23 protein-coding genes are annotated in these 24,703 nt (G+C 65.0%); 9 read left to right on the top strand and 14 right to left on the bottom strand.

Features of this window, described 5'->3' with window-relative positions; translation table 11 throughout:
• Position 1: 1 nt before the first annotated feature.
• From AABA86_RS01870 to AABA86_RS01910, 9 genes are all read right to left on the bottom strand, one after another.
• Positions 2 to 1,480, bottom strand: coding sequence for a sodium:proton antiporter (locus tag AABA86_RS01870; protein ID WP_338305558.1), 1,479 nt, complete (start codon positions 1,478 to 1,480; stop codon positions 2 to 4).
• Positions 1,434 to 2,231, bottom strand: coding sequence for an alpha/beta hydrolase (locus AABA86_RS01875; protein WP_212248937.1), 798 nt, complete (start codon positions 2,229 to 2,231; stop codon positions 1,434 to 1,436). The genes AABA86_RS01870 and AABA86_RS01875 overlap by 47 nt, the downstream gene beginning before the upstream one ends.
• Before the next feature lie 218 nt (positions 2,232 to 2,449).
• Positions 2,450 to 3,847 (bottom strand): NAD(P)(+) transhydrogenase (Re/Si-specific) subunit beta, encoded by a 1,398-nt coding sequence (locus AABA86_RS01880; protein ID WP_212248739.1) that lies wholly within the window; start codon positions 3,845 to 3,847, stop codon positions 2,450 to 2,452.
• A 38-nt stretch (positions 3,848 to 3,885) separates the two neighbouring features.
• Positions 3,886 to 4,203 (bottom strand): proton-translocating transhydrogenase family protein, encoded by a 318-nt coding sequence (locus tag AABA86_RS01885; RefSeq protein WP_212248738.1) that lies wholly within the window; start codon positions 4,201 to 4,203, stop codon positions 3,886 to 3,888.
• Positions 4,204 to 4,214: 11 nt separating this feature from the next.
• The gene (locus AABA86_RS01890) at positions 4,215 to 5,342 is read right to left on the bottom strand and encodes a Re/Si-specific NAD(P)(+) transhydrogenase subunit alpha (protein WP_212248737.1); all 1,128 of its coding nucleotides are present in this window, start codon (positions 5,340 to 5,342) and stop codon (positions 4,215 to 4,217) included.
• Positions 5,343 to 5,480: 138 nt separating this feature from the next.
• Positions 5,481 to 5,633 (bottom strand): aa3-type cytochrome c oxidase subunit IV, encoded by a 153-nt coding sequence (locus AABA86_RS01895; protein WP_018317799.1) that lies wholly within the window; start codon positions 5,631 to 5,633, stop codon positions 5,481 to 5,483.
• Positions 5,634 to 5,730: 97 nt separating this feature from the next.
• Positions 5,731 to 6,126: a type II toxin-antitoxin system death-on-curing family toxin gene (locus tag AABA86_RS01900; RefSeq protein WP_338305560.1), complete on the bottom strand. Its 396-nt coding sequence runs from the start codon at positions 6,124 to 6,126 to the stop codon at positions 5,731 to 5,733.
• An 11-nt stretch (positions 6,127 to 6,137) separates the two neighbouring features.
• Positions 6,138 to 6,362, bottom strand: coding sequence for an AbrB/MazE/SpoVT family DNA-binding domain-containing protein (locus tag AABA86_RS01905; RefSeq protein WP_027545558.1), 225 nt, complete (start codon positions 6,360 to 6,362; stop codon positions 6,138 to 6,140).
• Between the two features lie 98 nt (positions 6,363 to 6,460).
• The gene (locus tag AABA86_RS01910) at positions 6,461 to 8,368 is read right to left on the bottom strand and encodes a M3 family oligoendopeptidase (RefSeq protein WP_338305561.1); all 1,908 of its coding nucleotides are present in this window, start codon (positions 8,366 to 8,368) and stop codon (positions 6,461 to 6,463) included.
• A 127-nt stretch (positions 8,369 to 8,495) separates the two neighbouring features.
• On the opposite strand from AABA86_RS01910, the gene AABA86_RS01915 reads away from it, so the two are divergent.
• The 3 genes from AABA86_RS01915 to AABA86_RS01925 all read left to right on the top strand — a co-directional run bounded on the left by AABA86_RS01915 (position 8,496) and on the right by AABA86_RS01925 (position 14,385).
• A complete protein-coding gene (locus AABA86_RS01915; RefSeq protein WP_338305563.1) occupies positions 8,496 to 9,992 on the top strand; it encodes a sigma-54-dependent transcriptional regulator in 1,497 nt (498 codons plus the stop codon).
• Between the two features lie 347 nt (positions 9,993 to 10,339).
• Positions 10,340 to 12,493 carry a L,D-transpeptidase family protein gene (locus AABA86_RS01920; RefSeq protein ID WP_338305564.1) on the top strand — a complete coding sequence of 718 codons (2,154 nt, stop codon included), beginning with the start codon at positions 10,340 to 10,342 and terminating at the stop codon, positions 12,491 to 12,493.
• 269 nt (positions 12,494 to 12,762) lie between these two features.
• Positions 12,763 to 14,385, top strand: a complete 1,623-nt coding sequence (locus AABA86_RS01925; RefSeq protein WP_338305565.1) for a DUF882 domain-containing protein — start codon at positions 12,763 to 12,765, stop codon at positions 14,383 to 14,385.
• A gap of 46 nt (positions 14,386 to 14,431) precedes the next feature.
• Here the strand turns inward: AABA86_RS01925 and AABA86_RS01930 are convergent, their stop codons facing one another.
• The 3 genes from AABA86_RS01930 to AABA86_RS01940 all read right to left on the bottom strand — a co-directional run bounded on the left by AABA86_RS01930 (position 14,432) and on the right by AABA86_RS01940 (position 15,790).
• Positions 14,432 to 14,857: a DUF1801 domain-containing protein gene (locus AABA86_RS01930; RefSeq protein WP_338305566.1), complete on the bottom strand. Its 426-nt coding sequence runs from the start codon at positions 14,855 to 14,857 to the stop codon at positions 14,432 to 14,434.
• 153 nt (positions 14,858 to 15,010) lie between these two features.
• Positions 15,011 to 15,283, bottom strand: a complete 273-nt coding sequence (locus tag AABA86_RS01935; protein WP_094976882.1) for a DUF2312 domain-containing protein — start codon at positions 15,281 to 15,283, stop codon at positions 15,011 to 15,013.
• 195 nt (positions 15,284 to 15,478) lie between these two features.
• Positions 15,479 to 15,790 (bottom strand): DUF1244 domain-containing protein, encoded by a 312-nt coding sequence (locus tag AABA86_RS01940; RefSeq protein WP_212248730.1) that lies wholly within the window; start codon positions 15,788 to 15,790, stop codon positions 15,479 to 15,481.
• 168 nt (positions 15,791 to 15,958) lie between these two features.
• Between AABA86_RS01940 and AABA86_RS01945 the strand changes: the two genes are divergently transcribed.
• On the top strand, positions 15,959 to 16,552 hold the full coding sequence (locus tag AABA86_RS01945; protein ID WP_212248729.1) for a DUF1036 domain-containing protein: 594 nt from the start codon (positions 15,959 to 15,961) through the stop codon (positions 16,550 to 16,552).
• Positions 16,549 to 17,985: a pyruvate kinase gene (gene pyk / locus AABA86_RS01950; protein WP_212248728.1), complete on the top strand. Its 1,437-nt coding sequence runs from the start codon at positions 16,549 to 16,551 to the stop codon at positions 17,983 to 17,985. The genes AABA86_RS01945 and pyk overlap by 4 nt, the downstream gene beginning before the upstream one ends.
• Positions 17,986 to 18,135: 150 nt before the next feature.
• On the opposite strand, the gene AABA86_RS01955 is transcribed toward pyk, so the two are convergent.
• Complete coding sequence (locus AABA86_RS01955) at positions 18,136 to 18,816, bottom strand: TetR/AcrR family transcriptional regulator (RefSeq protein WP_026201906.1); 681 nt, start codon at positions 18,814 to 18,816, stop codon at positions 18,136 to 18,138.
• A 298-nt stretch (positions 18,817 to 19,114) separates the two neighbouring features.
• Positions 19,115 to 19,279 carry a Flp family type IVb pilin gene (locus AABA86_RS01960; RefSeq protein WP_018317786.1) on the bottom strand — a complete coding sequence of 55 codons (165 nt, stop codon included), beginning with the start codon at positions 19,277 to 19,279 and terminating at the stop codon, positions 19,115 to 19,117.
• Positions 19,280 to 19,696: 417 nt separating this feature from the next.
• On the opposite strand from AABA86_RS01960, the gene AABA86_RS01965 reads away from it, so the two are divergent.
• The 4 genes from AABA86_RS01965 to AABA86_RS01980 all read left to right on the top strand — a co-directional run bounded on the left by AABA86_RS01965 (position 19,697) and on the right by AABA86_RS01980 (position 24,702).
• Complete coding sequence (locus tag AABA86_RS01965; RefSeq protein ID WP_338305568.1) at positions 19,697 to 21,184, top strand: hypothetical protein; 1,488 nt, start codon at positions 19,697 to 19,699, stop codon at positions 21,182 to 21,184.
• A 102-nt stretch (positions 21,185 to 21,286) separates the two neighbouring features.
• Positions 21,287 to 22,849, top strand: a complete 1,563-nt coding sequence (locus AABA86_RS01970) for a hypothetical protein (RefSeq protein ID WP_338305569.1) — start codon at positions 21,287 to 21,289, stop codon at positions 22,847 to 22,849.
• A gap of 165 nt (positions 22,850 to 23,014) precedes the next feature.
• Entirely contained in the window at positions 23,015 to 24,010 is a 996-nt protein-coding gene (locus AABA86_RS01975) for a glycosyltransferase family 2 protein (protein WP_338305570.1), read from the top strand.
• Positions 24,011 to 24,018: 8 nt separating this feature from the next.
• A complete protein-coding gene (locus tag AABA86_RS01980; RefSeq protein ID WP_338305572.1) occupies positions 24,019 to 24,702 on the top strand; it encodes a class I SAM-dependent methyltransferase in 684 nt (227 codons plus the stop codon).
• Position 24,703 lies beyond the last annotated feature (1 nt).

Raw genomic sequence — 24,703 nt, forward strand, 5'->3', positions numbered from 1 at the left:
TTCAATGCCAGCGCAGGATCGGCGCGACCGGCAGCAGCGTCAGCAGCATGAACAGCGGGATCAGCACCGCGCCGGCGCGCACGAGATAGCCAAAGAAGCTCGGCATCTTGATCCCGTTCTCGCTGGCAATGCTGCTGACCATGAAGTTCGGCGCATTGCCGATATAGGTCAGCGCTCCCATGTAGACCGCGCCCATCGAGATCGACGCCAGCGTGCCCGACAGCTGATGCATCAGCATTTGCGGATCGCCGCCGGCAAGCTGGAAGAACAAGAGATAGGTCGGCGCATTGTCGAGAAACGCCGACATCAGGCCGGTGAACCAGAAATAGGCGACCTCGCGCGGCGTGCCGTCCGGTGCCGTCACGGCCGACAACAGCCAGGCAAAGGCACCATGATGGCCGGCATTGAGCATGGCAATGACCGGGATGATGGCGACAAAAATGCCCGCGAACAGTTTTGCGACCTCGCGGATCGGCTCCCAGGTGAAGCCGTTGGCCAGCCTGTGCTCGTCCGGCGTCAGCCACACCGACAGCGCCGCAATGGAAAGCAGCGCCAAATTGCGCGCGATGTCTTCCAGCTCCAGCTTCGTTCCGAGAATGTCGAAGGCGATAGCGGGCTTCCACATCGCCGAGGCCAGCAGGCTCGCGACGATGGCTGCGATCAGCACGAGGTTGACCAGACCGCGGATGCGGACCGGATCCGCAGGACCGGCGTCGCGGAGCGCGGGCTCGCTGCGGAAGCGCCAGGAATCGATGGCGATGAAGATCGCGACCAGCAATCCGGCGACGATCGCGGTCTGCAACCAGATGCTCCGCGTGGTCCAGAAGAAGTCGACGCCGTGCAGGAAACCGACGAACAGCGGGGGATCGCCGAGCGGGCTCAGCGCGCCGCCGACATTGGCGACCAGGATGATGAAGAAGATGATGACATGGGCGTTGTGGCGCCGCGGCCGGTTGGCGCGGATCAGCGGACGGACCAGGATCATCGCGGCCCCCGTGGTGCCGACGATGCTTGCCATCAAGGTGCCGAGCGCGAGGATGCCGGCATTCGTCGCCGGCGTGGCCTTAATGTCGCCGGTAATGAGAATGCCTCCGGCCACGACATAGAGCGCGAACAGCAGCACGATGAAGCCGAGATATTCAGCGAGCATGGCATGGACGAACGCCGCCAGCGTCGCCATGCTCCCGGCAAAAATGACGAGCGAGGCCAGCGCCAGCAGCGACCAGGCAGCAGCGATCTTGCCGTAATGATGGTGCCAGACTTTTGCGAACAGCAGCGGTCCGAGCGCGATCGACAGCAACAGGCCGGCAAAGGGAAGCGCATAGGGCCAGCGCATCGCCGCACCATCGAGGCCGGTTGCGGCCCAGGCCTGCTGCGGCAACAAAGCGAGGATGGCGGCGAGGGATACGCCCCACAGCCGGGAGACGAGCCGTTCAGGATCCAATGAAGCGCCTTGCCGTTTCGATCGCACCGAACGCATCGAGATTGTCGTGTCCGCCGCCCGCAAAGCGAACGAACTGCTTCGGTTCATGCGCGAGCGCGAACAGACGCTCTCCGAACACGATCGAAATGACAAGGTCATTGGTGCCATGCATCACCAGGAGCGGCACCGTGACGCGCGCGATCCGCTCGTCGGAAGGGAACGGATCGCGCATCAAGAGGCGCACCGGCACGAACCAGAATGACGAAGATGCAATGTCGGCCGTCGACGTATAGGGAGCCTCCAGGACGAGCTTTCCAACACGCTGTTCCGAGGCGAGCGCAACCGCCACGCCGGTCCCGAGCGAGAAGCCCCAGGCGACGATTCGTTCCGCCGTGTAGCGGGCGGTGGTGAAGGCATAGGCGGCAGCGGCATCGCGCAGCAACCCCTCCTCGCTCGGCGCGCCGCTCGAGCCGGCATAGCCGCGGTAGGACAGCGCCACCAAGCCGGTGCCATCAGCCGTCATGGCCTTGAAGCGGCTGACACGGCCGGCGAGAAAATCGCCATTGCCCGGAAAATACAGGATCACGGGACGACCGGGCCTCGCCGGCACATGCCAGACGATGATCTTCTCGCCATCCGAGGTGGCCAGGACATGCTCCTCCGCCTCGGGACAATTTGCCGCCTCAGGCGGGGTCCGCTTGGCGGTCGGTATCGGAAACAGCATCTCGCGCTGCCGGGCATAGAGCGCGACGAGCCCGGCGAGATAGACGGTCGCGAGCAGGATGACGGTCCATTTGGCGATGGTGATCATTGCGCGGCCGGCCCCCGGTTCAGGCTCAGGGCTTGCGACGGCTCCGCAGCAATTTCATGACGTCGGGCCGGAGGCTCGCAGGGACGTCGCGGCAGCCGCACGCCAACTTGTGGGCGGCGTGCCATGCGACGCGCTGCTCGCGCGTCGCCTTGAGCGGCATGCGATGAGACCGGTGCCATTCCCTGTTGAGGCCACGGTCCCGTTTCCTTCGCGTGCTACATCGCCTTGACGATGTTCTCGGTGACCTTCTTGGCGTCGCCGAGCAGCATCATGGTGTTGTCGCGGTAGAACAGCGGATTGTCGATGCCGGCATAGCCGGAGGCGAGCGAGCGCTTGATGAACATCACGGTGCCGGCCTTCCAGACCTGAAGCACGGGCATGCCGTAGATCGGCGAGGTCTTGTCCTCTTCGGCCGCCGGGTTGGTGACGTCGTTGGCGCCGATCACGAAGGCGATGTCGGCCTGCGCGAATTCGGAGTTGATGTCCTCGAGCTCGAACACCTCGTCGTAGGGAACGTTGGCTTCGGCCAGCAGCACGTTCATGTGGCCGGGCATGCGGCCGGCGACCGGGTGAATGGCGTACTTCACCTCGACGCCTTCCTTCTTCAGGATGTCGCCCATCTCGCGCAGCGCGTGCTGGGCCTGCGCCACCGCCATGCCGTAGCCGGGCACGATGATGACCTTCTGGGCATTCTTCATGATGAAGGCCGCATCATCCGCCGAGCCGAGCTTGGCGGGCTTCTGCTCGCCGCCGCCACCGCCGGCCGCGGCGGTCTCGCCGCCGAAGCCGCCGAGGATGACCGAGATGAAGGACCGGTTCATCGCGTGGCACATGATGTAGGACAGGATCGCGCCCGACGAGCCGACCAGCGCGCCGGTGATGATCAGCGCGGAATTGCCGAGCGTGAAGCCGATGCCGGCCGCAGCCCAGCCGGAGTAGGAGTTCAGCATCGAGATCACGACCGGCATGTCGGCGCCGCCGATCGGGATGATCATGAGCACGCCGAGCGCCAGCGCCAGGATGACGATCAGCCAGAAGTCGAGCGCGCCGCCGGTAAGGACGAGACGAACGACAAAGAACACCAGCGCGAGAGCCAGCGCGATGTTGATGATATGGCGGAACGGCAGGATGATCGGCGCGCCGCTCATGCGCGCGGACAGCTTCAGGAACGCGATCACCGAGCCGGTGAAGGTCAGCGCGCCGATGGCGACGCCGAGCGACATCTCGACCAGGCTCTGCGGATGGATGTTGCCGGGGGTGCCGATGTCGAAGGCCTCGGGCGCGTAGAACGCGCCGGCGGCGACCAGCACCGCGGCCATGCCGACCAGCGAGTGGAAGGCGGCGACCAGCTCCGGCATCGAGGTCATCGGCACGCGACGGGCGATCACCGCGCCGATGCCGCCGCCGATCGCGACCGCGAGGATGACCAGCACCCAGGCCACGCCGTCGGCCGGCGGATGGCTCGCGAGCGTGGTGGCGACGGCGATCGCCATGCCGACCATGCCGAACAGATTGCCCTGGCGCGACGAAGCCGGGCTCGACAGCCCGCGCAGCGACAGGATGAACAGCACCCCCGCCACGAGATACAAGAATGCAGAGAGGTTGGCGCTCATCTCAGGTCCCCATTAATCCTTCAGCCCGAGGTGGCCGCTTACTTCGACTTCTTCTTGTACATCGCCAGCATGCGCTGGGTGACAAGGAAGCCGCCAAAGATGTTCACGCAGGCGAATATGAGCGCGACGAAGCCGAAGCCGCGCGCCCAGCCCGAGCCGCTCGATACGTTTGCGACGCCGACAGCGAGCAGCGCGCCGACCACGATCACCGAGGAGATCGCGTTGGTCACGCTCATCAGCGGCGTGTGCAGGGCCGGTGTCACCGACCACACCACGAAATAGCCGACGAAGACGGCGAGGACGAAGATCGACAGCCGGAAGATGAAGGGGTCGACGACCTGTGCAGCATGCTCCATGGCGGGTCTCCTTAAACCTTCGGCTGGAAGTTCGGGTGGATGACGGCGCCGTCTTTCGTGAGCGCGGTCGCCTTGACCAGCTCGTCGTCCCAGTTCACGGCGAGCTTCTTCTCTTTCTTGTCGACCATGGTCTCGATGAAGGAGAACAGGTTGCGCGCGTAGAGGCTGGAGGCCGAGGCCGCGACGCGGCCGGCGACGTTGGTGTAGCCGACGATCTTGATGCCATCGAGGTCGACGACCTCGCCGGCCTTGGCGCCTTCGACATTGCCGCCGCGCTCGACGGCGAGATCGACCAGCACCGAGCCCGGCTTCATCGACTTGACCATCTCGCCGGAGACGAGCTTCGGCGCGGGCCGGCCCGGGATCAGCGCCGTGGTGATCACGATGTCCTGCTTCTTGATGTGCTCGGCGGTGAGCGCGGCCTGCTTGGCCTGGTATTCCTTGGACATCTCCTTGGCGTAGCCGCCGGCGGTCTGCGCGTTCTTGAACTCCTCGTCCTCGACGGCGAGGAATTTCGCGCCGAGCGATTCGACCTGCTCTTTGGTCGCGGGCCGCACGTCGGTCGCGGTCACGATGGCGCCGAGACGGCGCGCGGTCGCGATCGCCTGGAGGCCGGCGACGCCGACGCCCATCACGAACACTTTCGCCGCAGGCACGGTGCCGGCAGCGGTCATCATCATCGGGAAGGCGCGGCCGAACGCCTCGGCTCCCTCGATCACGGCGCGGTAGCCGGCGAGGTTCGCCTGCGAGGACAGCACGTCCATCACCTGCGCGCGCGTGATGCGCGGCATCAATTCCATCGCGAAGGCGGAGACGCCGGCATCGGCGATCGTCTTCAGCGCGGCCTCGTTGCCGTAGGGGTCCATGATGGCGATGACGAGCGCGCCGCGCTTGTACTGCGCGAGCTCGGAGGCTTCAGGACGCTTAACCTTGATGATGATGTCGGCATCCTTCAGCGCGTCCGCGCTGACGGTGGCACCTACGGCTGTGAATTCGGAATCCGGCAGGCCCGATTTGAGGCCGGCGCCCGGCTCGACGGCGATCTCGGCGCCCAGCGCCTTGAACTTCTTCACCGTATCGGGCGAAGCGGCGACTCGCGGCTCGAGCGGATCGATTTCCTTGGCAACGGCGATCTTCATAGGTCCTCCGGCGGCGCGGGACAGCGCGCGCGCAAACTTAGGCGTTACTCCCGCGGCGTTCGATACCGGTTTTGGCACCGGCTTGGATGCAAATATTGTAGGCAGCTGCTGCCGCTGGCGTGTGCAGCCGCCGATAGATCAGGTCAGGAAGATCGCCATCAAGATCACGATGAGCGCGACCGAGGCCGTGCCGTACTTCACCAGCTTGATGAAGCCCTCGTAGGTCTGCTCGTGGGCAACGTAGTCGTTGCCGTCGGCGGTGCTGTACGCCACTTCGCTATGATCAGCCATGGATTGTCCCCAGTCGAAAGTCGAATTCTTGGGCTGGGATACCTTAATCTTTCGGGCAGGGCAACGGCGCTGGGCAGCGGTTTTCCCGCAAATCGGCTCATTTGGAATCCCGATTGTCGCGGATCCAGCGCGTGTGACTCTGCTCGCTGACTTCGCCGGCGGCAAGGGAGAGGATGATGGTTGTCGCTTCCGCCGGATCTGGATTGAACGCCACACCATTCTTGTGCAGAAAAATCATCATCGCCATGAAGGCAATGCGCTTGTTTCCATCGACAAATGCACGATTCTTCGCGAGCCCGAATGCATAGGCTGCGGCAAGCTCGTCCAGCGGCGCCTGCTCGTAGCGCCATTTGTTGATCGGGCGATCGAGCGCCGACCGCAACATGCCTTCGTCACGCAGTCCGGGCGCACCTCCGAAGCGTCGGAGTTGCCGACTGTGAGTGGCGACGGCCTGCTCGTAAGTGATCCAGAGCGGCTCCTGAGGATCGCTCATTGCATGGCCGACTATTTCGCAAGCGCCGCGAGCGTGTCGCGATACTTGTCCATCACCTCGTCGGCGATTTCCATCGTCCGCTCGAAGTCGGGATCGTAGGGCAGCGCCTGGAAGCCACCGCCGGGCAATTCCACGATGTGCAATTGCTGCCCGCGCTTGAGATCGAGCCGCTGCATCAGCTCGCGCGGCAACAACAGACCGTCGGAATTGCCGATCTTCTTGATCTCTATCTTCATGGGCTCGGCTCCAGCACGTTATACACATGTATAACATCGCCAGAGATACAGTTCAACGGATGTTTTACATGCGCCTCCGTGGACAAAGGCGCCCCGCCTCAGCCCATCGCCTCGAGCTCGTCGATCATCCCGGCGATGACCGAGAGACCGCCGTCCCAGAATTTTGGGTCCTTGGCATCGAGCCCGAACGGCCGCAGCAGCTCGGAATAATGCTTGGTGCCGCCGGCGGCGAGCATGTCGAGATAGCGCTCGGCAAAACCCTCGGCCGCGTTCTCGTAGACCGCATAGAGCGAGTTCACGAGGCAATCGCCGAAGGCATAGGCGTAAACGTAGAACGGCGAGTGGATGAAATGCGGGATGTACATCCAGTAGCTCTCATAGCCCGCCTTGATCTCGATCGCCGGACCGAGGCTCTCGCCTTGGACCGACAGCCAGATCTCGCCGAGCCGCGTCGCGGTGAGCTCGCCGTTCTTGCGCTCGGTGTGGACCGCGCGCTCGAACGAATAGAACGCGATCTGCCGCACCACGGTGTTGATCATGTCCTCGACCTTGCCGGCGAGCAGCGCCTGGCGCTGCTTGGCGCTCTTGGTCTGCGCCAGCAGCCGCCGGAAGGTCAGCATCTCGCCGAACACACTGGCGGTCTCGGCCAGCGTCAGCGGCGTCGGCGCCATCAGCGCACCGTTCTTCGCCGCCAGCACCTGATGCACGCCATGGCCGAGCTCGTGGGCGAGCGTCATCACGTCGCGCGGCTTGCCCTGGTAGTTCATCAGGACATAGGGATGCGCCGACGGGGTGGTCGGATGCGAGAACGCGCCCGGCGCCTTGCCCGGCCGCACCGGCGCGTCGATCCAGCGATCGGTGAAGAAGCGCTCGGCGATATCGGCCATTTTGGGGGAGAAGCCGCGATAGGCCGTCAGCACCATGTTGCGCGCGTCGGGCCAGCCGATGGTATCGGTCGCGGCAAAGGGCAGCGGCGCGTTGCGATCCCAATAAGCCAGCCGCTTCTTGCCGAACCACCTCGCCTTCAACGCATAATAGCGATGCGACAGCTTTGGATAGGCCGCCCGCACCGAGGCGACCAGCGCATCCACCACTTCGCGCTCGACACGGTTGTTCAGATGGCGGGAATCCGCGACGTCCTGAAAACCGCGCCAGCGGTCGGAGATGTCCTTGTCCTTGGCGAGCGTGTTGGTGATCAGCGCAAAGGTGCGCTCATTGGCCTTGAAGGTCTTTGCCAGTGCCTCGGCTGCGCTCTTGCGCTTGGCGCCGTCGCGGTCCTGCAACAGATTGAGCGTCGGCTCGATCGCCAGCTCCTTGGCCCCGACCTTGAAGCGCAGTCCGGAGATGGTCTGGTCGAACAGCCGATTGAAGGCGGAATAGCCGGTCTGCGCCTTCTCCAGGAAAAGCTGCTCGAGCTTGTCCTCGAGCTGATAGGGCTTCTCCTTGCGCAGATCCTCGATCCAGGGACGGTAGTGCGCGAGCTCGGGCGCCTGCATGGCGCGGTTCAAAATATCGTCATCGACGCGATTGAGCTCGAGCGCGAAGAACAGCAAATGCGTGGACGCCGCCGTCAGCCGCTCGGAGACATCGCCGTAAAACTTTGAAATCGCAGGGTCCACGCTGTCGCCGGCGTGGACGAGGCCGGCATAGGAACCGAGCCGGCCGGCAAGATCGTCGATTGCCTCATAGCGTCGCACGGCTTTCGCGAGCCATTTTCCGCCATCTTCGTTTGCTGTCCCTGTCGCCAGCTTGCCCTTGTAGTCGGTCTCGAAGGCGACGCAGTCGGCATCCATCTTTTCGAGATCGCGCGCCACTTCCGGCGCATCGATCCCGGAATAGAGATCGGCAAGGTTCCACTCCGGAAGCTTGCCGGTCTTGCTCGCAGGCTTTGCGCGCGGCGTTTTGGAGGACTTTGCCTTGGCGGCGGATTTCTTGGCGGCGGATTTCTTGGCGGCGGATGTTTTGGCGGCAGGCTTGCGGAGAGCAGTCTTGGAGCGCGAATTCATTGTGTGGGAAACCTGTGTTCAACAAGCGCGGCGGCGGGCGGGGGCATCAAGGTTTAAGAGTGCGTTAATCGGCTTCGGCCAGAGTGCCCCGATTCGAGACAGATAGTAGTAGCGTGCGGGGAACACCATGGCTGCCAGTATTTTGATCGCCGACGACGACGCTGTAGCCCGCCGGCTGGTCGAGAACATGGTGCAGAAATGCGGCTATGAGACGGTCGTCGTGGACTCCGGCGACGCCGCGATCGCCGCCCTTACCGCTCCCGATGCTCCCGCCATCGACGCCGTCATCCTCGATCTCGTGATGCCCGGCCTCGACGGCATGGGCGTGCTGGCGAAAATCCGCGAGGCGGGCCTCAGCGTCCCCGTCATCGTGCAGACCGCCCATGGCGGCATCGACAACGTGATCTCGGCGATGCGCGCCGGCGCGGCCGATTTCGTGGTCAAGCCGGTTGGTGTGGAGCGGCTCCAGGTCTCGCTTCGCAACGCGCTCAACGCCTCCGCGCTCAAGGGCGAATTGCAGCGCATCCGGCACAGCCGCGAGGGCCGGCTGACCTTCTCCGACATCATCACCCGCGCCGAGGCGATGGCACCCGCGATGCGCGCCGCGCAGAAGGCGGCGAACTCGGCGATTCCCGTTCTGATCGAAGGCGAGTCTGGCGTCGGCAAGGAGATGTTCGCGCGCGCCATCCATGGCAGCGGCGAGCGCAAGGCCAAGCCCTTCGTCGCCGTCAATTGCGGCGCGATCCCCGACAATCTCGTCGAGTCCATTCTGTTCGGCCACGAGAAGGGCGCTTTCACCGGCGCGACCGAGCGACACATGGGCAAGTTCGTCGAGGCCCATGGCGGCACGCTGTTTCTGGACGAGGTCAGCGAGCTGCCGCTGACCGCGCAGGTCAAGCTGCTGCGCGCGCTCCAGGAAGGCGCAGTCGAGGCAGTCGGCGGCCGCAAGCCCGTCAAGGTCGACGTCCGCATCGTCTCGGCAACCAATCGCCGGCTGCTGGAGCGGGTGAAGCAGGGACATTTCCGGGAAGACCTGTTCTATCGCCTGCACGTGCTGCCGCTGACGATCCCCTCGCTCAGGAGCCGGCGCGAGGACATCCCGCATCTGCTGCGTCACTTCCTGGCGCGCTTTGCTGCCGAGGAGAACCGCGCGATCACCGGCATCAGCGGCGAGGCCATGACCCATCTTGCCCAGCTCGACTGGCCCGGCAACATCCGCCAGCTCGAGAACGCGGTCTACCGTGCGGTGGTGATGAGCGACGGCGACCAGCTCGGCCTCGGCGATTTCCCTCTGCTCGCCTCGCACCCGCATCCCATGACGGAGATTCCGACCGCCCCGCTGATGCTCGAGCCGGCGGCGACCCCGTCTGTGGTATCGGGTAATGAAATACCGATCGCGCCACTCCCGGCGGTGGGCTCGCTCGCCCTGCTCACCCCGACCGGCGACGTCCGCTCGCTGGAGGACATGGAGAACGAGATCATCCGCTTCGCGATCTCGCACTACCGCGGCCAGATGTCCGAGGTGGCTCGCCGCCTCAAAATCGGCCGCTCCACCCTCTACCGCAAACTCGACGAGGCCGGGGTTCCCGGACATGGCGGGAAAAGCGGCGAGGAGACGCACTGAGCCTCATGCGAACGGAGGTTCGCGGGACGACGCGGGACCGGCTGTAAGCCGTTCGCATGACGACAGAATTCCACTGCGGCTTGAACCGTGACTTGGAAGTGACAGACACAGGGAAAAGCGCGCTGTGCAGGCGCACAATCCGTTGCCAAGAGGCTCCCTTGAAGTCAGTTTGACGTGAGTTGTCCCGGTTAGCGCTGGCTGCAAAACCGGGGCCTGTATATCGTCTGCGTATGAATCGTTGCGTGCAGGCGTGCAACTTTCGAGAGGCCGGCGCGATTTAGCCGAAGCTCAATAGGCGATAACGAAGCTGTTCCACGAGGGACAGTTCACCCGAGGGGTGCGACACAATGCGTGACTGTTTGAACCACCGTGCGGGCTTCGACCGTGTCTTGATGACGGTCGCGGCAACCTTCCTCACGGTGTCGGCCAGCTCAGCCCTGGCGCAGGATCAGGCGCGCAGCAGCGCCGCCGAGCTCGCGATCGAAGCCGCGATCCCGCGTCCGGAGCCGGCCAACGTCCCACCGCCGACCGCATCCGACATCAAGCTCGACACGACTGCCACGGTTCAGGACTCCGCCAAGGAGCCGGCGAAGGAGCCCGTAAAGGCTGACGTTGCGCCGGCCCCCGACAAAGTCGAGACCAAGCCTTCCGAGGTCGCCACCACGCCCGCCACCGAGGCGCCGAAGAGCGAGACCGCCACGCCGGCTGCGCCCGCGGCACCCGCCACGGCAGCGGCTCCGGCCGCCGAGCCGGTGAAGGCCGCGAGCAACATTCCCGCCGCCGACCAGCCGGTCGCCGACAAGCTCAAGGACATCATCGGCGCCAAGACTTCGCGCCATTTCGACCGCAAGAACGAGCGCGCGGCGATCGAGAAGTTTTATGGCGCACGCGACTTCGCGCCGGTCTGGACCCAGGGCGGCAGCCTGACCGCCGCGGCCAAGGGCGTCATCGCGCGGCTGAAGGACGCGGCGTCCGACGGCCTCAATCCCACCGATTATCCGGTGCCGGATTTCGCCAGCGCCACCACGCCCGATGCGCTGGCCGATGCCGAGCTCAAGCTCACCGCCAGCATGTTCGACTATGCGCGCCAGGCCCAGAGCGGCCGCATGCATTGGTCGCAGGTCAGCGGCGACATCCTCTATCCCGAGCATCCGGTCGACCCGAACGAGGTGCTCGCCAAGGTCACGACCGCGACGGATGCCTCCACTGCGCTCGACAGCTACAATCCGCCGCACAAGCTCTACAAGGAGCTGAAGGCCAAGCTCGCGGAGCTTCGCGGTCAAGGCAACGGCCCGGTGATCGAGATCGCCGACGGTCCGGCGCTGAAATACACCCCGGCCGGCAAGAAGCAGGCTGAGATCGTCGTGGAAGATGCGCGCGTGCCGCAGCTCCGCGCCAAGCTCGGCCTTGCCGAGAACGCCAGCGACACCCGCTATGACGCAGCGGTCGCCGACGCCGTGCGAAAATTCCAGAGCGGCGCCGAGATGAAGGCGACCGGCATCCTCGACGACAAGACGGTCAAGGCGCTCAACACCCCCAAGCGTGACAAGCAGATCGACGTGGTGCTGGTGAACATGGAGCGCTGGCGCTGGCTGCCGCGCGATCTCGGCGCGCCCGCGCTGGGCGATGCCTATGTGATCCTCAACATTCCCGACTACACGCTAAAGGTGATGCAGCGCGGCCAGCAGGTCTGGACCACCCGCGTCGTCACCGGCAAGCCGGGCACGCATGCGACCCCGCTGCTCACCGAGACGATGAAGTACATCACGGTCAATCCGACCTGGAACGTGCCGCCCTCGATCGTCTACAACGAGTACCTGCCGGCGCTTCAGCAGGATCCGACCGTGCTGCAGCGCATGGGTCTCAAGCTCGAACAGAACCGCGATGGCTCGGTGCACATCTCGCAGCCGCCCGGTGAAGCCAACGCGCTCGGCCGCATCCGCTTCAACTTCCCGAACAAGTTCCTGGTCTATCAGCACGACACCCCGGACAAGAACCTGTTCGCCAGGGAAGATCGCGCCTTCAGCCATGGCTGCATGCGCGTGCAGAATCCGGATCAGTACGCGTCCGTGCTGCTCAACATCGCCATGCCGAACGAGAAGTACACGCCCGAGCGCGTGCGCAGCATGTACGGCAAGAGCGAGATCGACCTGAAATTCCCGACGCCGGTCCCGGTCAACATCACCTATCAGACCGCCTTCGTGGACGATGCCGGCAAGCTTCAATTCCGCAAGGACGTCTATGGCCGCGACGCGACCATGATCAACATCCTGAAGAACAACCGCGGCAAGGATCTCGAGGCCGTCGTTGCGCACTCGCAGCCGAGCTATTCGCGCCCGGCGACGACCCTGCCCTCAGGCGTGGCCGTGGCCAACAATGGCGGTGGCTTCGGCTCGTCGGGCCCGAACTTCTTCGAACGGCTGTTCGGAGGCGGGGCGCCGACCCCGCCGCCGGCTCCGGTCGGCCGCCGGTCCCAGCAGCAGCGGGTGTTCACCCGGTAAGGCTGCGGGACCTCGGCTTTTCGAATTCTGCAACGATATCAACGGCCCCGTCCCCTGGATGGGGCCGTTTAACGTTAACCATTGTCCACCCGGCTCCGGGCAGCGGGCGTTTTTTTGCCACACTCAACCGGTTAGGTTTGTATTCTGACTTGGTTTGGGGGCGGGAAGGTCAACCTCGAATTAACCTTCTTGCTTTAAGAAAGCGTTCATCCTCTTTCGCGCGCTAACGGGGTTGGCGGGAGAGTCCATTTTGAACGCTCGTCGACTGGGTGGGCTCATACGTGCTGACTGGTCTCGCACGCGAATTTACTGTGCTGTCGTTGTCCCATGCGGGAGTGAAGGCCGGATCCCGGATCGGCCTCGCTGCCGTGTTGCTGCTTGCTGCCGCAGGTTCAGTCCATAACGCCGCCGCGCTGAGCGAAACCAAGACGCTCTCCTTCCACCACACCCATTCCGGCGAAGACCTGACCGTCACCTTCAAGCGCGAGGGCCGCTACGACGAAGCGGCGCTGAAGCAGCTCAACCACTTCCTGCGCGACTGGCGCACCCAGGACGAGACGGTCATGGACCGTCACCTCTTCGACATCCTCTGGGACGTCTATCGCGACGTCGACGCCAAGCAGCCGATCCAGATCATCTCCTCCTACCGCTCCCCCGCCACCAACGCCATGCTCCGCCGCCGCTCCTCCGGCGTGGCGCGCTTCAGCCAGCACATGCTGGGACATGCGATGGACTTCTACATTCCGGGCGTGCCGCTGGAGCAGATCCGCTTCGCCGGCCTGCGCCTGCAGCGCGGCGGCGTCGGCTTCTATCCGACCTCAGGCTCGCCCTTCGTGCATCTGGACACCGGCAGCATCCGGCACTGGCCGCGCATGACGCATGACCAGCTCGCCCGCGTGTTCCCGGACGGCAAGACGGTGCATCTGCCGACCGACGGCGTGCCGCTGAAGGGATATGAGCTCGCCAAGGCCGACATCGAGCGCCGCGGCAATGGCGACGATTCCGGCAGCAAGCCGAATTTCTTCGCCGCCTTGTTCAAGGGCAAATCGGTCCCGGCCGCCAGCAGCGACGAGGATGACGAGGGCGCGCCCGCCCCGGCCGCCAAGCCGGCAGCCGCGCCGACCGTGGTCGCGGCCGCAGCCAAGCCCGCCGATCCAGTGCCGACGCCGCGCGCCAAGCCGCAGATTGCCGCCACGATCCAGCTCGCCTCGGCCGACGCGCAGCTCGTCGCGCCGCCCAAGCCGAAGCCCGCGGCCGTGGCTGACAAGCCGGCACCCAAATCTGCGGATGGCAAGCCGGAGACCCCGGCCGACATCATCAATGCCCGCGGCTTCTGGGATAATCCGGCCACGCCGCAGCAGGCGACGCCGGCGCAAATCGCTGCTCTGAAGGCGCGCCAGGCGCTCGCCTCTGCCACCGATCCGCAGGCAACCGCGAGCGTGCCCAACGCAGCCCTTCAGGCGCTGGCTTACGCGCCGGCCGCCTCCCCGGTCGATCGCGCCAATGTCGTCGCCGCCTCCGCGCCGATCCCGCGCTCCGCCCGTCCCGCGTCGCGCAGCCTTGCTCAGGCGACCGAAATCAACACGGTGGTCGGCAAGAGCGTCGACGGCGCGGTCGCGACCGCATCCCGCCTCTCCGCCGCCAAGAGCGAGAGCATCTGGCTCAAGATCGTGATGCTGTCGCCGAGCGCCAGCCGCGCGATGTCGGTCACGCTGATGGGCGAGCTCGATACGGCCGCGCTGCGCGCCTATTTCGTCAAGCCGCAGGCCGTGATCGCGATGGGCTTTGTCGACGACCCGATGCACGGCCTGTCCTGCGACAGTTTTTCGGGCAGCGCGACCGCGAAGCTCCAGACGACATCGTTCGTCGTTCGCACCGCGGCTCTGCGTTGAGGCTGGTAGCCTTCACTGCTTCCAATTGTTTGCGTCTCGTAGTCCGCTACCGCGCTTTCCTCGCTCGCCGCTCCAGATGATACGTCAGCGCCAGCGACAGGCAGATGGTGAGCGGCTGCCTCGGCAGTTTGCCGGCCACCGGCAACAATAAGGCCCTGGTCTGCCGGTACTCGAACTGATCGCCAAAGCGCTCGCGAAAGCTGTCGACCAGCGTCGTCTTGCAGTTGAAGAGAATGGCGGCATGGTCGGAGTCCTTCAGACGGCCGAGCCGGATCGTGGAGCCACTGCCGCTCTCATCCGTCAGATAAGCCGGCTCACCCCATTTCAGCGTTTCGGTGAGCTTGCCGACCTCGTCATGCGCCGCGGCGGTGGCGAAGATCAGCTCGCGCACCTGAAGCAGCCGCTTGCCGATCGCCGCCGGAAGAGCCGCGAAGGCACGGTCGACCTCGCGCGGCAGCCTCGGCGTAATCATTCGCGTCTCCGTTCACAAACGAAGTGCAACACGCGCGATTTGTAGCCCGGATGGAGCGCGAGCGTAATCCGGGGGGACGAGGCAAGCTGCAACACCCGGATTTCGCTGTCACTCCATCCGGGCTAGGGCAGTCGTGCTTGAGGCGTTAACGCCTCAGAGCATGCCCAGCGCCTGCATGTAGGTCTCGAGAATCGTCTCGGCCTCGGCGCGCTCGTTCGGGTCCTGCTTGCGCATGCGCACGATGGTGCGCAGTGCCTTGACGTCGTAGCCGTTGCCCTTGCTCTCGGCATAGACGTCGCGGATATCGTCGGAGATCGCCTTCTTCTCTTCCTCCAGCCGCTCGATGCGCTCGATGATGGACTTGAGCTGGTCCTTGGCAAATTTCGTCGCGGGCTCGTCGTCGCGGACGGCGGCGGTGGTGGCCATCTTGGTACTCCAAATGGAACTGGCAAAACGAGGTGACGCCGGCATCCTCACCGCGCGTGCTGATAGACCCTTAGGGTCGGTCCCGACTGCGTTCAAGGCAGCATCGCGCTCGTCCACAGCGCGCCCACACCTTCCTGCGGCGAGGCCAAGAAAGCTGTTGTGTGATGCGACTCAGGACGTGGCTCGCAGGGCCGCTCAGTGCCCGTGGCCGTGGGGATGGACCTTCTTCATCGTCTCGAGCTGCTCGGGCGTGGCCGTGCCCTGGTATTTCGACTTCCAGGCTTCATAGGGCATGCCGTAGACGGCCTCCCGGCTCTCGTCCTTGCTCAAGGCGACGCCTTGGGCGTCGGCGGCTTCCTTGAGCCAGTTGGACAGGCAGTTGCGGCAGAAGCCCGCCAGATTCATCATGTCGATGTTCTGGACATCCGTCCGCGACTTCAGGTGATCGACCAGACGGCGGAAAGCCGCCGCCTCGAGCTCCGTTCTGGTTTTGTCGTCGATTGCCATGGCTGTATCCCTTGGGCCTGCCCCGATGGCGGTCACCCTTACGGGATCAGGTGGGCCCTGTCACAGATTTTGCCATATCCCGGCGCAAACGGACCTGAACCCGGCCTTGGGGCAGTTCCCCGGCCCCCTACGCCAAATCGTCAATGATCTGATATAGCTTCCGCGACAATGATCGCCGAATCTCCCCGCTCCCCCCTTCGCATGCTCGCCCGGTTGGTCCCGGTGCTGGCGGTTGGCCTGCTGTGCTTGTGGAGTAGCCCGGCCTCCGCCGATTTCCGTCTCTGCAACAACACCTCGAGCCGGGTCGGCATTGCGCTCGGCTACAAGGACGCCGAGGGCTGGACCACCGAGGGCTGGTGGAACATCTCGTCCCGCTCCTGCGAGACGCTGCTGCGGGGAACGTTGGTCGCCCGTTACTATTACATCTACGCCATCGACTATGACCGCGGCGGCGAGTGGTCGGGGCAGGCCTTCATGTGCTCGCGCGACAAGGAGTTCACCATCCGCGGCACCGAGGATTGCCTCGCGCGCGGCTATGACCGGACCGGCTATTTCGAGGTCGACACCGGTGAGCAGCGGGCGTGGACAGTGCAGCTTACTGATGCCAACGAACAGCCGGCGCAGCAACGCGTACCCGGCCTGCCCGGTCCGGTTGGCCCAGGCGGGGTTCCTGGTTTGCCCAATAGCCCGCCCGGTGGTACGCCCCCCGCCGCGCCTGGCCTCCCGCCAGCTCCCTCGCCCCCGTCTGGAAATAAGCCATGAGGCGTCTTCGCCGTATCAAGATTCTCGCGACCCTGGGCCCGGCCTCTTCAGATCTCGCGATGATCCGCCGCCTGTTCGAGGCCGGCGCCGACCTGTTTCGCATCAACATGAGCCACACCTCGCATGACAAGATGCGGGAGCTGGTGGCGACGATCCGCAACGTCGAGAGCAGCTATGGCCGGCCGATCGGCATCCTGGTCGACCTCCAGGGCCCGAAGCTCAGGCTCGGCGCCTTCGCCGAAGGCTCGGTGCAGCTGCAGAACGGCCAGACCTTCACGCTGGATTCGGACAAGGCCCCGGGCGATACCACGCGCGTCCACCTGCCGCATCCGGAAATCCTGGCCGCGCTCCGTCCCGGCCATGCGCTGCTGCTCGACGACGGCAAGGTGCGGCTGATCGCGGAGGAGACGTCGAAGGAGCACGCGGTGACGCGGGTCGTGGTCGGCGGCAAGATGAGCGACCGCAAGGGCGTCAGCCTGCCCGACACCGACCTGCCGGTCTCCGCCATGACGTCGAAGGACCGCGCCGACCTCGAGGCGGCGCTCGTCACCGGCATCGACTGGATCGCGCTATCCTTCGTGCAGCGCGCCGACGACGTGATCGAAGCCAAGAAGATGATCCGCGGCCGCGCCGCGGTCATGGCCAAGATCGAGAAGCCGCAGGCGATCGACCGCCTCGCCGACATCATCGAGGCTTCCGACGCGCTGATGGTGGCCCGCGGCGACCTCGGCGTCGAATTGCCGCTCGAGCGCGTGCCGAGCCTGCAGAAGCAGATGACGCGGATGGCGCGCCGCGCCGGCAAGCCGGTTGTGATCGCAACCCAGATGCTGGAATCGATGATCCAGTCGCCGGTGCCGACCCGCGCCGAGGTCTCGGACGTCGCCACGGCCGTCTATGAGGGCGCCGACGCCATCATGCTGTCGGCGGAATCGGCGGCCGGCAAATTCCCGGTCGAGGCGGTCTCGACCATGAACCGCATCGGCGAGGAGGTCGAGCGCGACCCGATTTATCGTTCCGTGCTCACCGCGCAGCGCCCCGCGCCGGAATCCACCGCGGGCGATGCCATCGCCGACGCCGCGCGGCAGATCGCCGAGACGCTCGACCTTCCCGCCCTGATCTGCTGGACCTCATCGGGCTCGACCGCAGTGCGGGTGGCGCGCGAGCGGCCGAAGCCGCCGATCGTGGCGATCACGCCGAACATCACCGCCGGCCGCCGGCTCGCGGTGGTCTGGGGCGTGCATTGCGTGGTGGCGGAAGATGCGCGCGACCAGGACGACATGGTGAGCCGCGCCGGCCAGATCGCGTTCCGCGACGGCTTCGTCCGCGCCGGCCAGCGCGTCATCATCGTCGCCGGCGTGCCGCTCGGCATCCCCGGCACCACCAACATGGTGCGCATCGCCTCGGTCGGCCCCGAGGGCGACGCGAACATGTAGGCCCGCAGAGCGCGCCAAACAAAAAATCGAAAAACAACCCCATGCAAAGTAGCCAGAGGGTCCGGCGAGCCTGCTGCGATCTTGCGAAAAGGCTCGCTCAGCCAACGACCTGAGCGCCGTCAGGCCGGCCACTTCGTGCGCAGGACGATTTTACGCCCCAACGAGCGCCTTCGCGGTCGGCAGCAGCGTCTGCTGCACCACCAGACCGCGGGCGCGGGCGTCCATGACGCCGACCGCACGCAGCGCCAGCAGCGTCACGGTCTGCACCGCATCGCGCATCTTGACGGGATCGTCGAGATTGTCAGGCGCAAGCGGACCGACAAGGGCCTCATGCAGCGCGCCGAGCAAGGCGGTGGCGGCGAGTGCGGTGTCCTGCGCCGGCAGGTGACCGGCACGCACGGCGGCGTCGATCCGGGCGGCAATCTCGCCGGCAATCTCGCGCCGGCTGGCAAGGCGCGAGGCGCTGACATCGACATCGACAGGTTCGGCCAGAATGCCCCAGGCCAGCCGCCGCTGCGACAGGGTATGGACCGCCACGGTGGTGACGGCGGCCGCCAGCGCCGAGGACGGCCCCGGCGCGGCATCGGCCGCCCGGCGGATCGCCGCGAGCTCGTCGCGGGAGACCTCGGCAATGAGTTCGGAAATCAGCTCGGCCTTGGAGGGGAAGTAGCGGTAGACCGTGCCGGCCGCGACATTGGCCCGGACCGCGACCGGCGCGATCTGCACCGCCGCCATCCCGCCTTCCGCCGCCGTCTCCCGTGCCGCCGTCAAGATCGCACTGCGCCGCGCCGCAAGGCGCTTCACCACTTGATGCGTCCGCCGATAAACCATGGCGCGCTTCCTGTCCCACACGCCTGCCGCACGCCCTGCGGCTAAACGCTTCGTCACGTCAAAAGATGCAAATCGCCCCGCAAGGACTGAACAACTATTCAGGAAGGATGACAAGAAGCAAATGCGCGGGGCGCCGCTGCTCGCGGCCGCCTATGGCCACCGGATCGTCAAAGGCGAGCTTGCGGATCCGGCGTCTGGGTCCGCAGCGCCGGCTTCGTTACGGGCCTTGCCGGCCTCGCCCAAAAGAAAAGAGCCCCGTCAGGGACGAGGCTCTCAGAAATTCGCAGTTCGTCCGGTCTTACTTGAGGCCGGTCGAGATCGCGGTGAACTTGGTGTTCAGCGTGGTGCCGAGATTGTTGACGACGGTGATGATCGCCAGCGCGATGCCGGCAGCGATCAGGCCGTATTCAATGGCGGTGGCGCCGGATTCATCCTTCAGGAAACGCGCAACGAGGTTCTTCATAGAGTGCTCCAAATGAGTACACGAGGCTACAACTGATCTGGTCTTTTCGGCTTCCCAGCGCCGCCCGACCATGGAACCGAACGTAGAGGCAAAGAATTGCGCCGCAGTTAATTCGACTGCGTAAACACCGAACGGTTTGCGTGTATTCGCCGATGGTAAATTGGAATCTAAAACAATCCGTTAAATTTGTCGGGACATGAAACCGGCGTGGCCTGCCGGTTTACCCGAAGTTATGACCGCCCGTGGTCCAATGCCGCCCACTCGGACTGACACGCGACGAGATGAATCGTTCATCGCGCGTCAGGTGATCGCTCGAGCATGAACTTCTCGGAAAGCCGCACCACACTTTGCGCTTAACGCGGCCCTCCGGATCCAGATCGTGCCCGACCGACAAGAACAACAGGACGACGAGGCGGCATGTCCCTTTCCTTTGCCAACAGCATCGCGGCGCAGAGCCGCGCGAGGGCCCTGGTGCCGCTGTGCGTCGGTGCCGGCGTCTATCTGTTCTTCCTCTACCTCGGCGACACGCGGCTACAGGACTCCGACTCGTTCTGGCAGGTGAAGATCGGGCAATGGATCCTCGATCACCGCACCATGCCCACCACCGACTTCTATTCCTTCACGCGAACGGGCGCGCCATGGATCTCGACGTCGTGGCTGTCACAGGTGCTGTTCGCCTATTCCCATGCCCAATGGGACTGGGCAGGCCCCGTCATCCTCACCGCGGTCGCGGTCGCGATCACGGTCGCGATCTTCGTCCATCTGCTCGACGCGCAGATCGAGGCACCACGCGCTGTCCTGTTCGCGATGCTGGCGCTGCTGCTGTCGACCCATCATGTGCTGGCGCGTCCGCATATCCTGGCGCTGCCCGTCATGGTGGCGTGGGTCGGCCTGCTGATGGCGGCTGCCGACCGCAAGAGCGCGCCGTCCTGGTATTGGCTGCCGCTGATGGCGCTCTGGGCGAATTTGCATGGCGGCTTCGTGCTGGGCCTTGCGCTGATCGGCCCGATCTCGCTCGAGGCCGTCGAGCATGCCGAGAAGGGACGCCGGCTCCAGCTGTTCCTGCGCTGGGTGCTGTTCGGGATCGGCGCGCTGATCGCGAGCTGCTGCACGCCATATGGCTGGCGGACGCTGCTGGGCGCGACCAACATCCTCGGCCTCGGCGAGCTGCTGTCGCTGATCTTCGAATGGATGCCGGCGAACTTCTCCACGTTCACCCCATTCGAAGGCGCCCTGCTCGGCTTGATCGCATTCGGCTATTATCGCGGCCTGGTGCTGTCGGCGCCCCGGATCTTCCTGATCCTGTTCCTGACCTGGAGCGCGCTGACCCATATCAGGAGCATCGAGGCATTTGCGTTCCTGGTGCCGCTGGTGCTGGCAAAGCCGCTCGGCGAGATGTTCCAGCGCCCGGCGCCTGACGCCGGTGCCGGGCGCTGGCCCGCCCGCTATGTCACCGCGCTCGGCGCGCTGATGATCGTGGCGGCGAGCTGGACCTCGACGTCGCTCTACATGGCGCACCACCGCTTCACCTTCACGACGACGCACACGCCGGTTGCGGCCGTCGACCTGCTCGAGCAACGCAAGGTGCAGCGCATCTTCAATGCCTACCAGTTTGGCGGTTATCTGATCTCGCGCGATATTCCGGTCTTCGTCGATGGCCGTGCCGAGCTCTATGGCGAGAAATTCGTCATGGACTTCTTCAAGGCGACGGAGGGCAAGAAGCCCGAATTGCTGCCGCGCCTGCTCGACGAGTACAAGATCGACGCGACGCTGCTGGTTGCCGATGCGCCGGGCCCGCAGATCCTCGACCAGCTCAAGGGCTGGAAGCGGATCTATACGGACGACATCGCCGTGATCCATGTGCGAGACCATGCGGACAGCGCGACCGCGACGCCTTCGAAGTGAGTACCTACTTGCGGGCGCGTATTCGTAACCGTGAGACGTCCTTCCAAATGCGACGCGGACTCGACCTGGCACACCGCGCTCAGACATCAGCGATCCCACGACATGTCTTCTTTTGACAGGCCGAGTTTGACAATCCCGGCTCGGTACGGCTCGGAGAGGTCGGTGGCGATCGCCGTTCTTGCGGTGCTGGCGGCCGTCTCGTTTCTGCCGGTGCTGCTGAGCCCCATTCCGGCGATGGTGGATTATCCCAATCACCTCGCTCGCATGTACATTCTGAGCCGGAACGGCACCGCCGACGCCAATCCGTATTACGAGGTGGCCTGGGCCTTCTATCCCAACCTTGGAATGGATCTGCTGGTCCCGCAGCTGGCGCGGCTGATGAGCGTCGAGGACGCCACACGGCTGTTTCTGCTGCTGAGCCAATTGCTGATCGTCGGGGGCGCGCTGCTGCTGGAATGGGCCCGGAAGGGGCGGGTTCATCTTGCCGGCTTCGCTGCGCTCGCTTTCCTCTACTGTCTGCCGTTCAGCTGGGGCTTCGTGAATTTCGAGTTTGGCCTCGGCCTCGCCCTCTGGGGCATCGCAATCTACCTGATGCTGGCCGAGGGCCCATGGCCGCTGCGTTTCGTCGCCAATTTGCTGTTCGTCGCTGCGCTGTATGCGGCACATTTCTTCTCGCTCGGTATCTACGGCGCGACGCTCGGCCTCTACGAGCTCTCGCGCATTCGTCAGCAGCGCACATCGTACCTGGTTGCGGCCGCGCGACTCAGCGCGCTGGCCCTGCCGGCGCTCGTGTTGTTTGGGATCATGCAAATGACTGCGGGCTCGATCGGAAGCGAAGGGACGAGCTGGTTCCTCGGATTCAAGCCGATCTGGCCGTTGCGCATCCTGAACGGCTACAGCCTGACGGCATCGGCAGTGACCGGACTGGCGCTGATGATCCCGTTGCTTTTCGCCGCAAGGCGCGGCGTCCTCAAGCTCGAGCCGGCCGGGCTCTGGCTCGCGATCGGCTTTGCGCTGCTCTACCTGGTCATCCCCTCGAAGCTGTTCGGGACCGCCTTTGTCGACCTTCGCGTGATTCCCGCTGCAGCTCTGATCCTGCCGGCCTTCTGCTCGCTGTCGCTGCCCAGCCGTGCCTGGAGATCGGCTGCGCTCGCCGCGATCAGCGGCATCACACTGATCAATCTCGCCGTCGTCCTCGCGGTGTGGCTGCCTTACCGCGCCGACTATGCGGCCATGATCGCCTCGTTCCACAAGATCGATCGCGGCTCCCGCATCCTTGTCGGTAGCACCGGCGACAATGGAGACCCGCCCTTCGCCGATCTCACCTCGTATCCGATGTATTACGCGCCGACGCTGGCCGTGCACTATGCCAACGCGTTCGTGCCCAATTTATTCACGGAAGCGGGCAAGCAGCCGGTGCGGCCACGCGAGGCCGTGCGCCGTCTTGCCATTCCCTACGGAGGGCCGGTGCCGTCGGAGCTGCTCACCGCGATTGCGACAGGCCAGCCGCCGGCGGATGTTCCGCCGTTCATCCGCACCTGGTACCAGGACTACGACTATCTCTATGTGCTCGGCCCGCCGGCCGCGAACCCGCTGCCGGATCTGCTGGAGGCGCTGGACACCTCGGAGCGATTTGTTCTCTACAAGATCCGCCGCAGATCCTAGACCGAAGCTGGGGCTGCACCGCATGGTTAATCGGGGATCACCATCCCGTCCCGCCTCCCGCCCTCAGCCACCCCAGGGCCCTAGATCCTTAACGGTTGCGGCAAGGCGACCTTAACCACCGCCGAACTAGACTCCCGCCCCTGCAACCCAGCCGGAATCTCTCGCATGGCGGCCAATTCCAGATCGATCCGCTACAGCCTCGTCATCCCCGTGTTCAACGAGGAAGCCGTGCTGCCGGTCCTGCTGCGCCGGCTCGACCAGGTCTTGTCCCGGCTCGACGGGCCGGCAGAAGCAATCTTCGTCGACGACGGCAGCAAAGATTCCAGCTCGATCGTCCTTCAGGCGCTCGCCAAGCGCGATCCGCGCTTTCGCTATATCGGCCTGTCGCGAAACTTCGGACATCAGGTCGCCATCACCGCCGGCATGGACGCCGCGCAAGGTGACGCGATCATCGTTATGGACGCCGATTTGCAGGATCCGCCCGAAGTGATCGAGCAATTGATCGCAAAATGGCAGGAAGGCAACGACGTCGTCCACGCCCGCCGCCTGTCGCGGGAAGGCGAAAGCCGATTCAAGCGTGCGACCGCGCATCTGTTCTACCGGGTTCTCGGCAGGATGTCCTCCGTCGGTATCCCCGCCGATGTCGGCGACTTCCGCCTGATCGATCGCAAGGTGCTCGACGCACTCAGGCAGATGCCGGAGCAGGACCGCTTCGTGCGCGGCATGATCGCCTGGCTCGGCTTCCGGCAGGCCGAAGTCGCCTTCCACCGCCTCGAGCGAGCCGCGGGCGAAACCAAATACCCGCTGTTCAAGATGGTGCGGCTCGCGGTGAACGCCGCGCTCGGCTTTTCCGATCTGCCCTTGCGGCTTGCGATCTGGTGCGGATTGACGGTGTCGGGACTGGCGCTGCTCTACGGCGGCTGGGTGATCCTGCTGTGGCTCAGCAAGGACAGCCATCTCGTGACCGGCTGGTCGTCGACGATCGTCGTCGTGTCCCTGCTGTGTGGAATCAACATGCTGATGACCGGTATCGTGGGGCTCTATGTCGGCCGCATCCATGCCGAGGTGAAACGCCGCCCGCTCTATGTGGTGCAGACGCGCGCCGGCTTCGATCGCAACGAGGTGGCGGCAGCACCTGCTATCCACGCCGTCAACGAGTGACCCGGCGCATGACTGAGCTCTTCGACGGTTATCACGCCAACTACCGTGACGTTGTCCAATCCTCGATCGACTTCTCCGGCTTGCCGCATGATTTCTTCATGCGCGCGAAGGCTGATCTGCTGGGCGATCTGATCGCGCAGCGGCTGAATACGGAGAGGCCCGACATGCTGGACGTCGGCTGCGGCGTGGGCAGCCTTCATCCGCTGCTGCACGGCATGGTCGGCCGCTTGAGCGGTATCGACGTTTCGTCGGCCAGCCTGGCGCAGGCCCGCGCGGCCAATAGCGAGGTCGAGTACCGCGAGTTTGACGGGCGCACTTTTCCCTTCGAGGACGCCAGCTTCGATCTGGTTACAGCCATCTGCGTGATGCACCACATCCTGCCGGCCGAATGGACGCATTTCATCAGCGAGATGCGGCGGGTGGTGCGCCCGGGGGGGCTCGTCTGCGTGATCGAGCACAATCCGTACAATCCGCTGACACGTCTGGCCGTTGCGCGCTGTGAGTTCGACCGGGACGCCGTCCTGCTCAGTGCCGGCAAAACCCGAAAGTTGATGGCTGCGGGCGGCCTGCGCGAGATCGGCGCGCGCCATTTCCTGCTGCTCCCCTGGGACACCAAACCGGCGCGTCGCCTCGAAGATGCCCTGAGCGGCGTGTCGCTCGGCGGCCAGTACGCGGCCTTCGGGTCCGCCTGAC

The organism is Bradyrhizobium sp. TM233, assembly GCF_036247965.1.
Classification (GTDB): domain Bacteria; phylum Pseudomonadota; class Alphaproteobacteria; order Rhizobiales; family Xanthobacteraceae; genus Bradyrhizobium; species Bradyrhizobium ottawaense.

Bases quoted from the DNA above. Each gene is read 5' to 3' on its own strand.
- AABA86_RS01870 (WP_338305558.1), bottom strand. From the start codon at position 1,480: ATGCGTTCGGTGCGATCGAAACGGCAAGGCGCTTCATTGGATCCTGAA.
- AABA86_RS01880 (WP_212248739.1), bottom strand. From the start codon at position 3,847: ATGAGCGCCAACCTCTCTGCATTCTTGTATCTCGTGGCGGGGGTGCTG.
- AABA86_RS01885 (WP_212248738.1), bottom strand. From the start codon at position 4,203: ATGGAGCATGCTGCACAGGTCGTCGACCCCTTCATCTTCCGGCTGTCG.
- AABA86_RS01890 (WP_212248737.1), bottom strand. From the start codon at position 5,342: ATGAAGATCGCCGTTGCCAAGGAAATCGATCCGCTCGAGCCGCGAGTC.
- AABA86_RS01895 (WP_018317799.1), bottom strand. From the start codon at position 5,633: ATGGCTGATCATAGCGAAGTGGCGTACAGCACCGCCGACGGCAACGAC.
- AABA86_RS01900 (WP_338305560.1), bottom strand. From the start codon at position 6,126: ATGAGCGATCCTCAGGAGCCGCTCTGGATCACTTACGAGCAGGCCGTC.
- AABA86_RS01905 (WP_027545558.1), bottom strand. From the start codon at position 6,362: ATGAAGATAGAGATCAAGAAGATCGGCAATTCCGACGGTCTGTTGTTG.
- AABA86_RS01910 (WP_338305561.1), bottom strand. From the start codon at position 8,368: ATGAATTCGCGCTCCAAGACTGCTCTCCGCAAGCCTGCCGCCAAAACA.
- AABA86_RS01915 (WP_338305563.1), top strand. From the start codon at position 8,496: ATGGCTGCCAGTATTTTGATCGCCGACGACGACGCTGTAGCCCGCCGG.
- AABA86_RS01920 (WP_338305564.1), top strand. From the start codon at position 10,340: ATGCGTGACTGTTTGAACCACCGTGCGGGCTTCGACCGTGTCTTGATG.
- AABA86_RS01930 (WP_338305566.1), bottom strand. From the start codon at position 14,857: ATGATTACGCCGAGGCTGCCGCGCGAGGTCGACCGTGCCTTCGCGGCT.
- AABA86_RS01935 (WP_094976882.1), bottom strand. From the start codon at position 15,283: ATGGCCACCACCGCCGCCGTCCGCGACGACGAGCCCGCGACGAAATTT.
- AABA86_RS01940 (WP_212248730.1), bottom strand. From the start codon at position 15,790: ATGGCAATCGACGACAAAACCAGAACGGAGCTCGAGGCGGCGGCTTTC.
- AABA86_RS01945 (WP_212248729.1), top strand. From the start codon at position 15,959: ATGATCGCCGAATCTCCCCGCTCCCCCCTTCGCATGCTCGCCCGGTTG.
- pyk (WP_212248728.1), top strand. From the start codon at position 16,549: ATGAGGCGTCTTCGCCGTATCAAGATTCTCGCGACCCTGGGCCCGGCC.
- AABA86_RS01955 (WP_026201906.1), bottom strand. From the start codon at position 18,816: ATGGTTTATCGGCGGACGCATCAAGTGGTGAAGCGCCTTGCGGCGCGG.
- AABA86_RS01960 (WP_018317786.1), bottom strand. From the start codon at position 19,279: ATGAAGAACCTCGTTGCGCGTTTCCTGAAGGATGAATCCGGCGCCACC.
- AABA86_RS01965 (WP_338305568.1), top strand. From the start codon at position 19,697: ATGTCCCTTTCCTTTGCCAACAGCATCGCGGCGCAGAGCCGCGCGAGG.
- AABA86_RS01970 (WP_338305569.1), top strand. From the start codon at position 21,287: ATGTCTTCTTTTGACAGGCCGAGTTTGACAATCCCGGCTCGGTACGGC.
- AABA86_RS01975 (WP_338305570.1), top strand. From the start codon at position 23,015: ATGGCGGCCAATTCCAGATCGATCCGCTACAGCCTCGTCATCCCCGTG.
- AABA86_RS01980 (WP_338305572.1), top strand. From the start codon at position 24,019: ATGACTGAGCTCTTCGACGGTTATCACGCCAACTACCGTGACGTTGTC.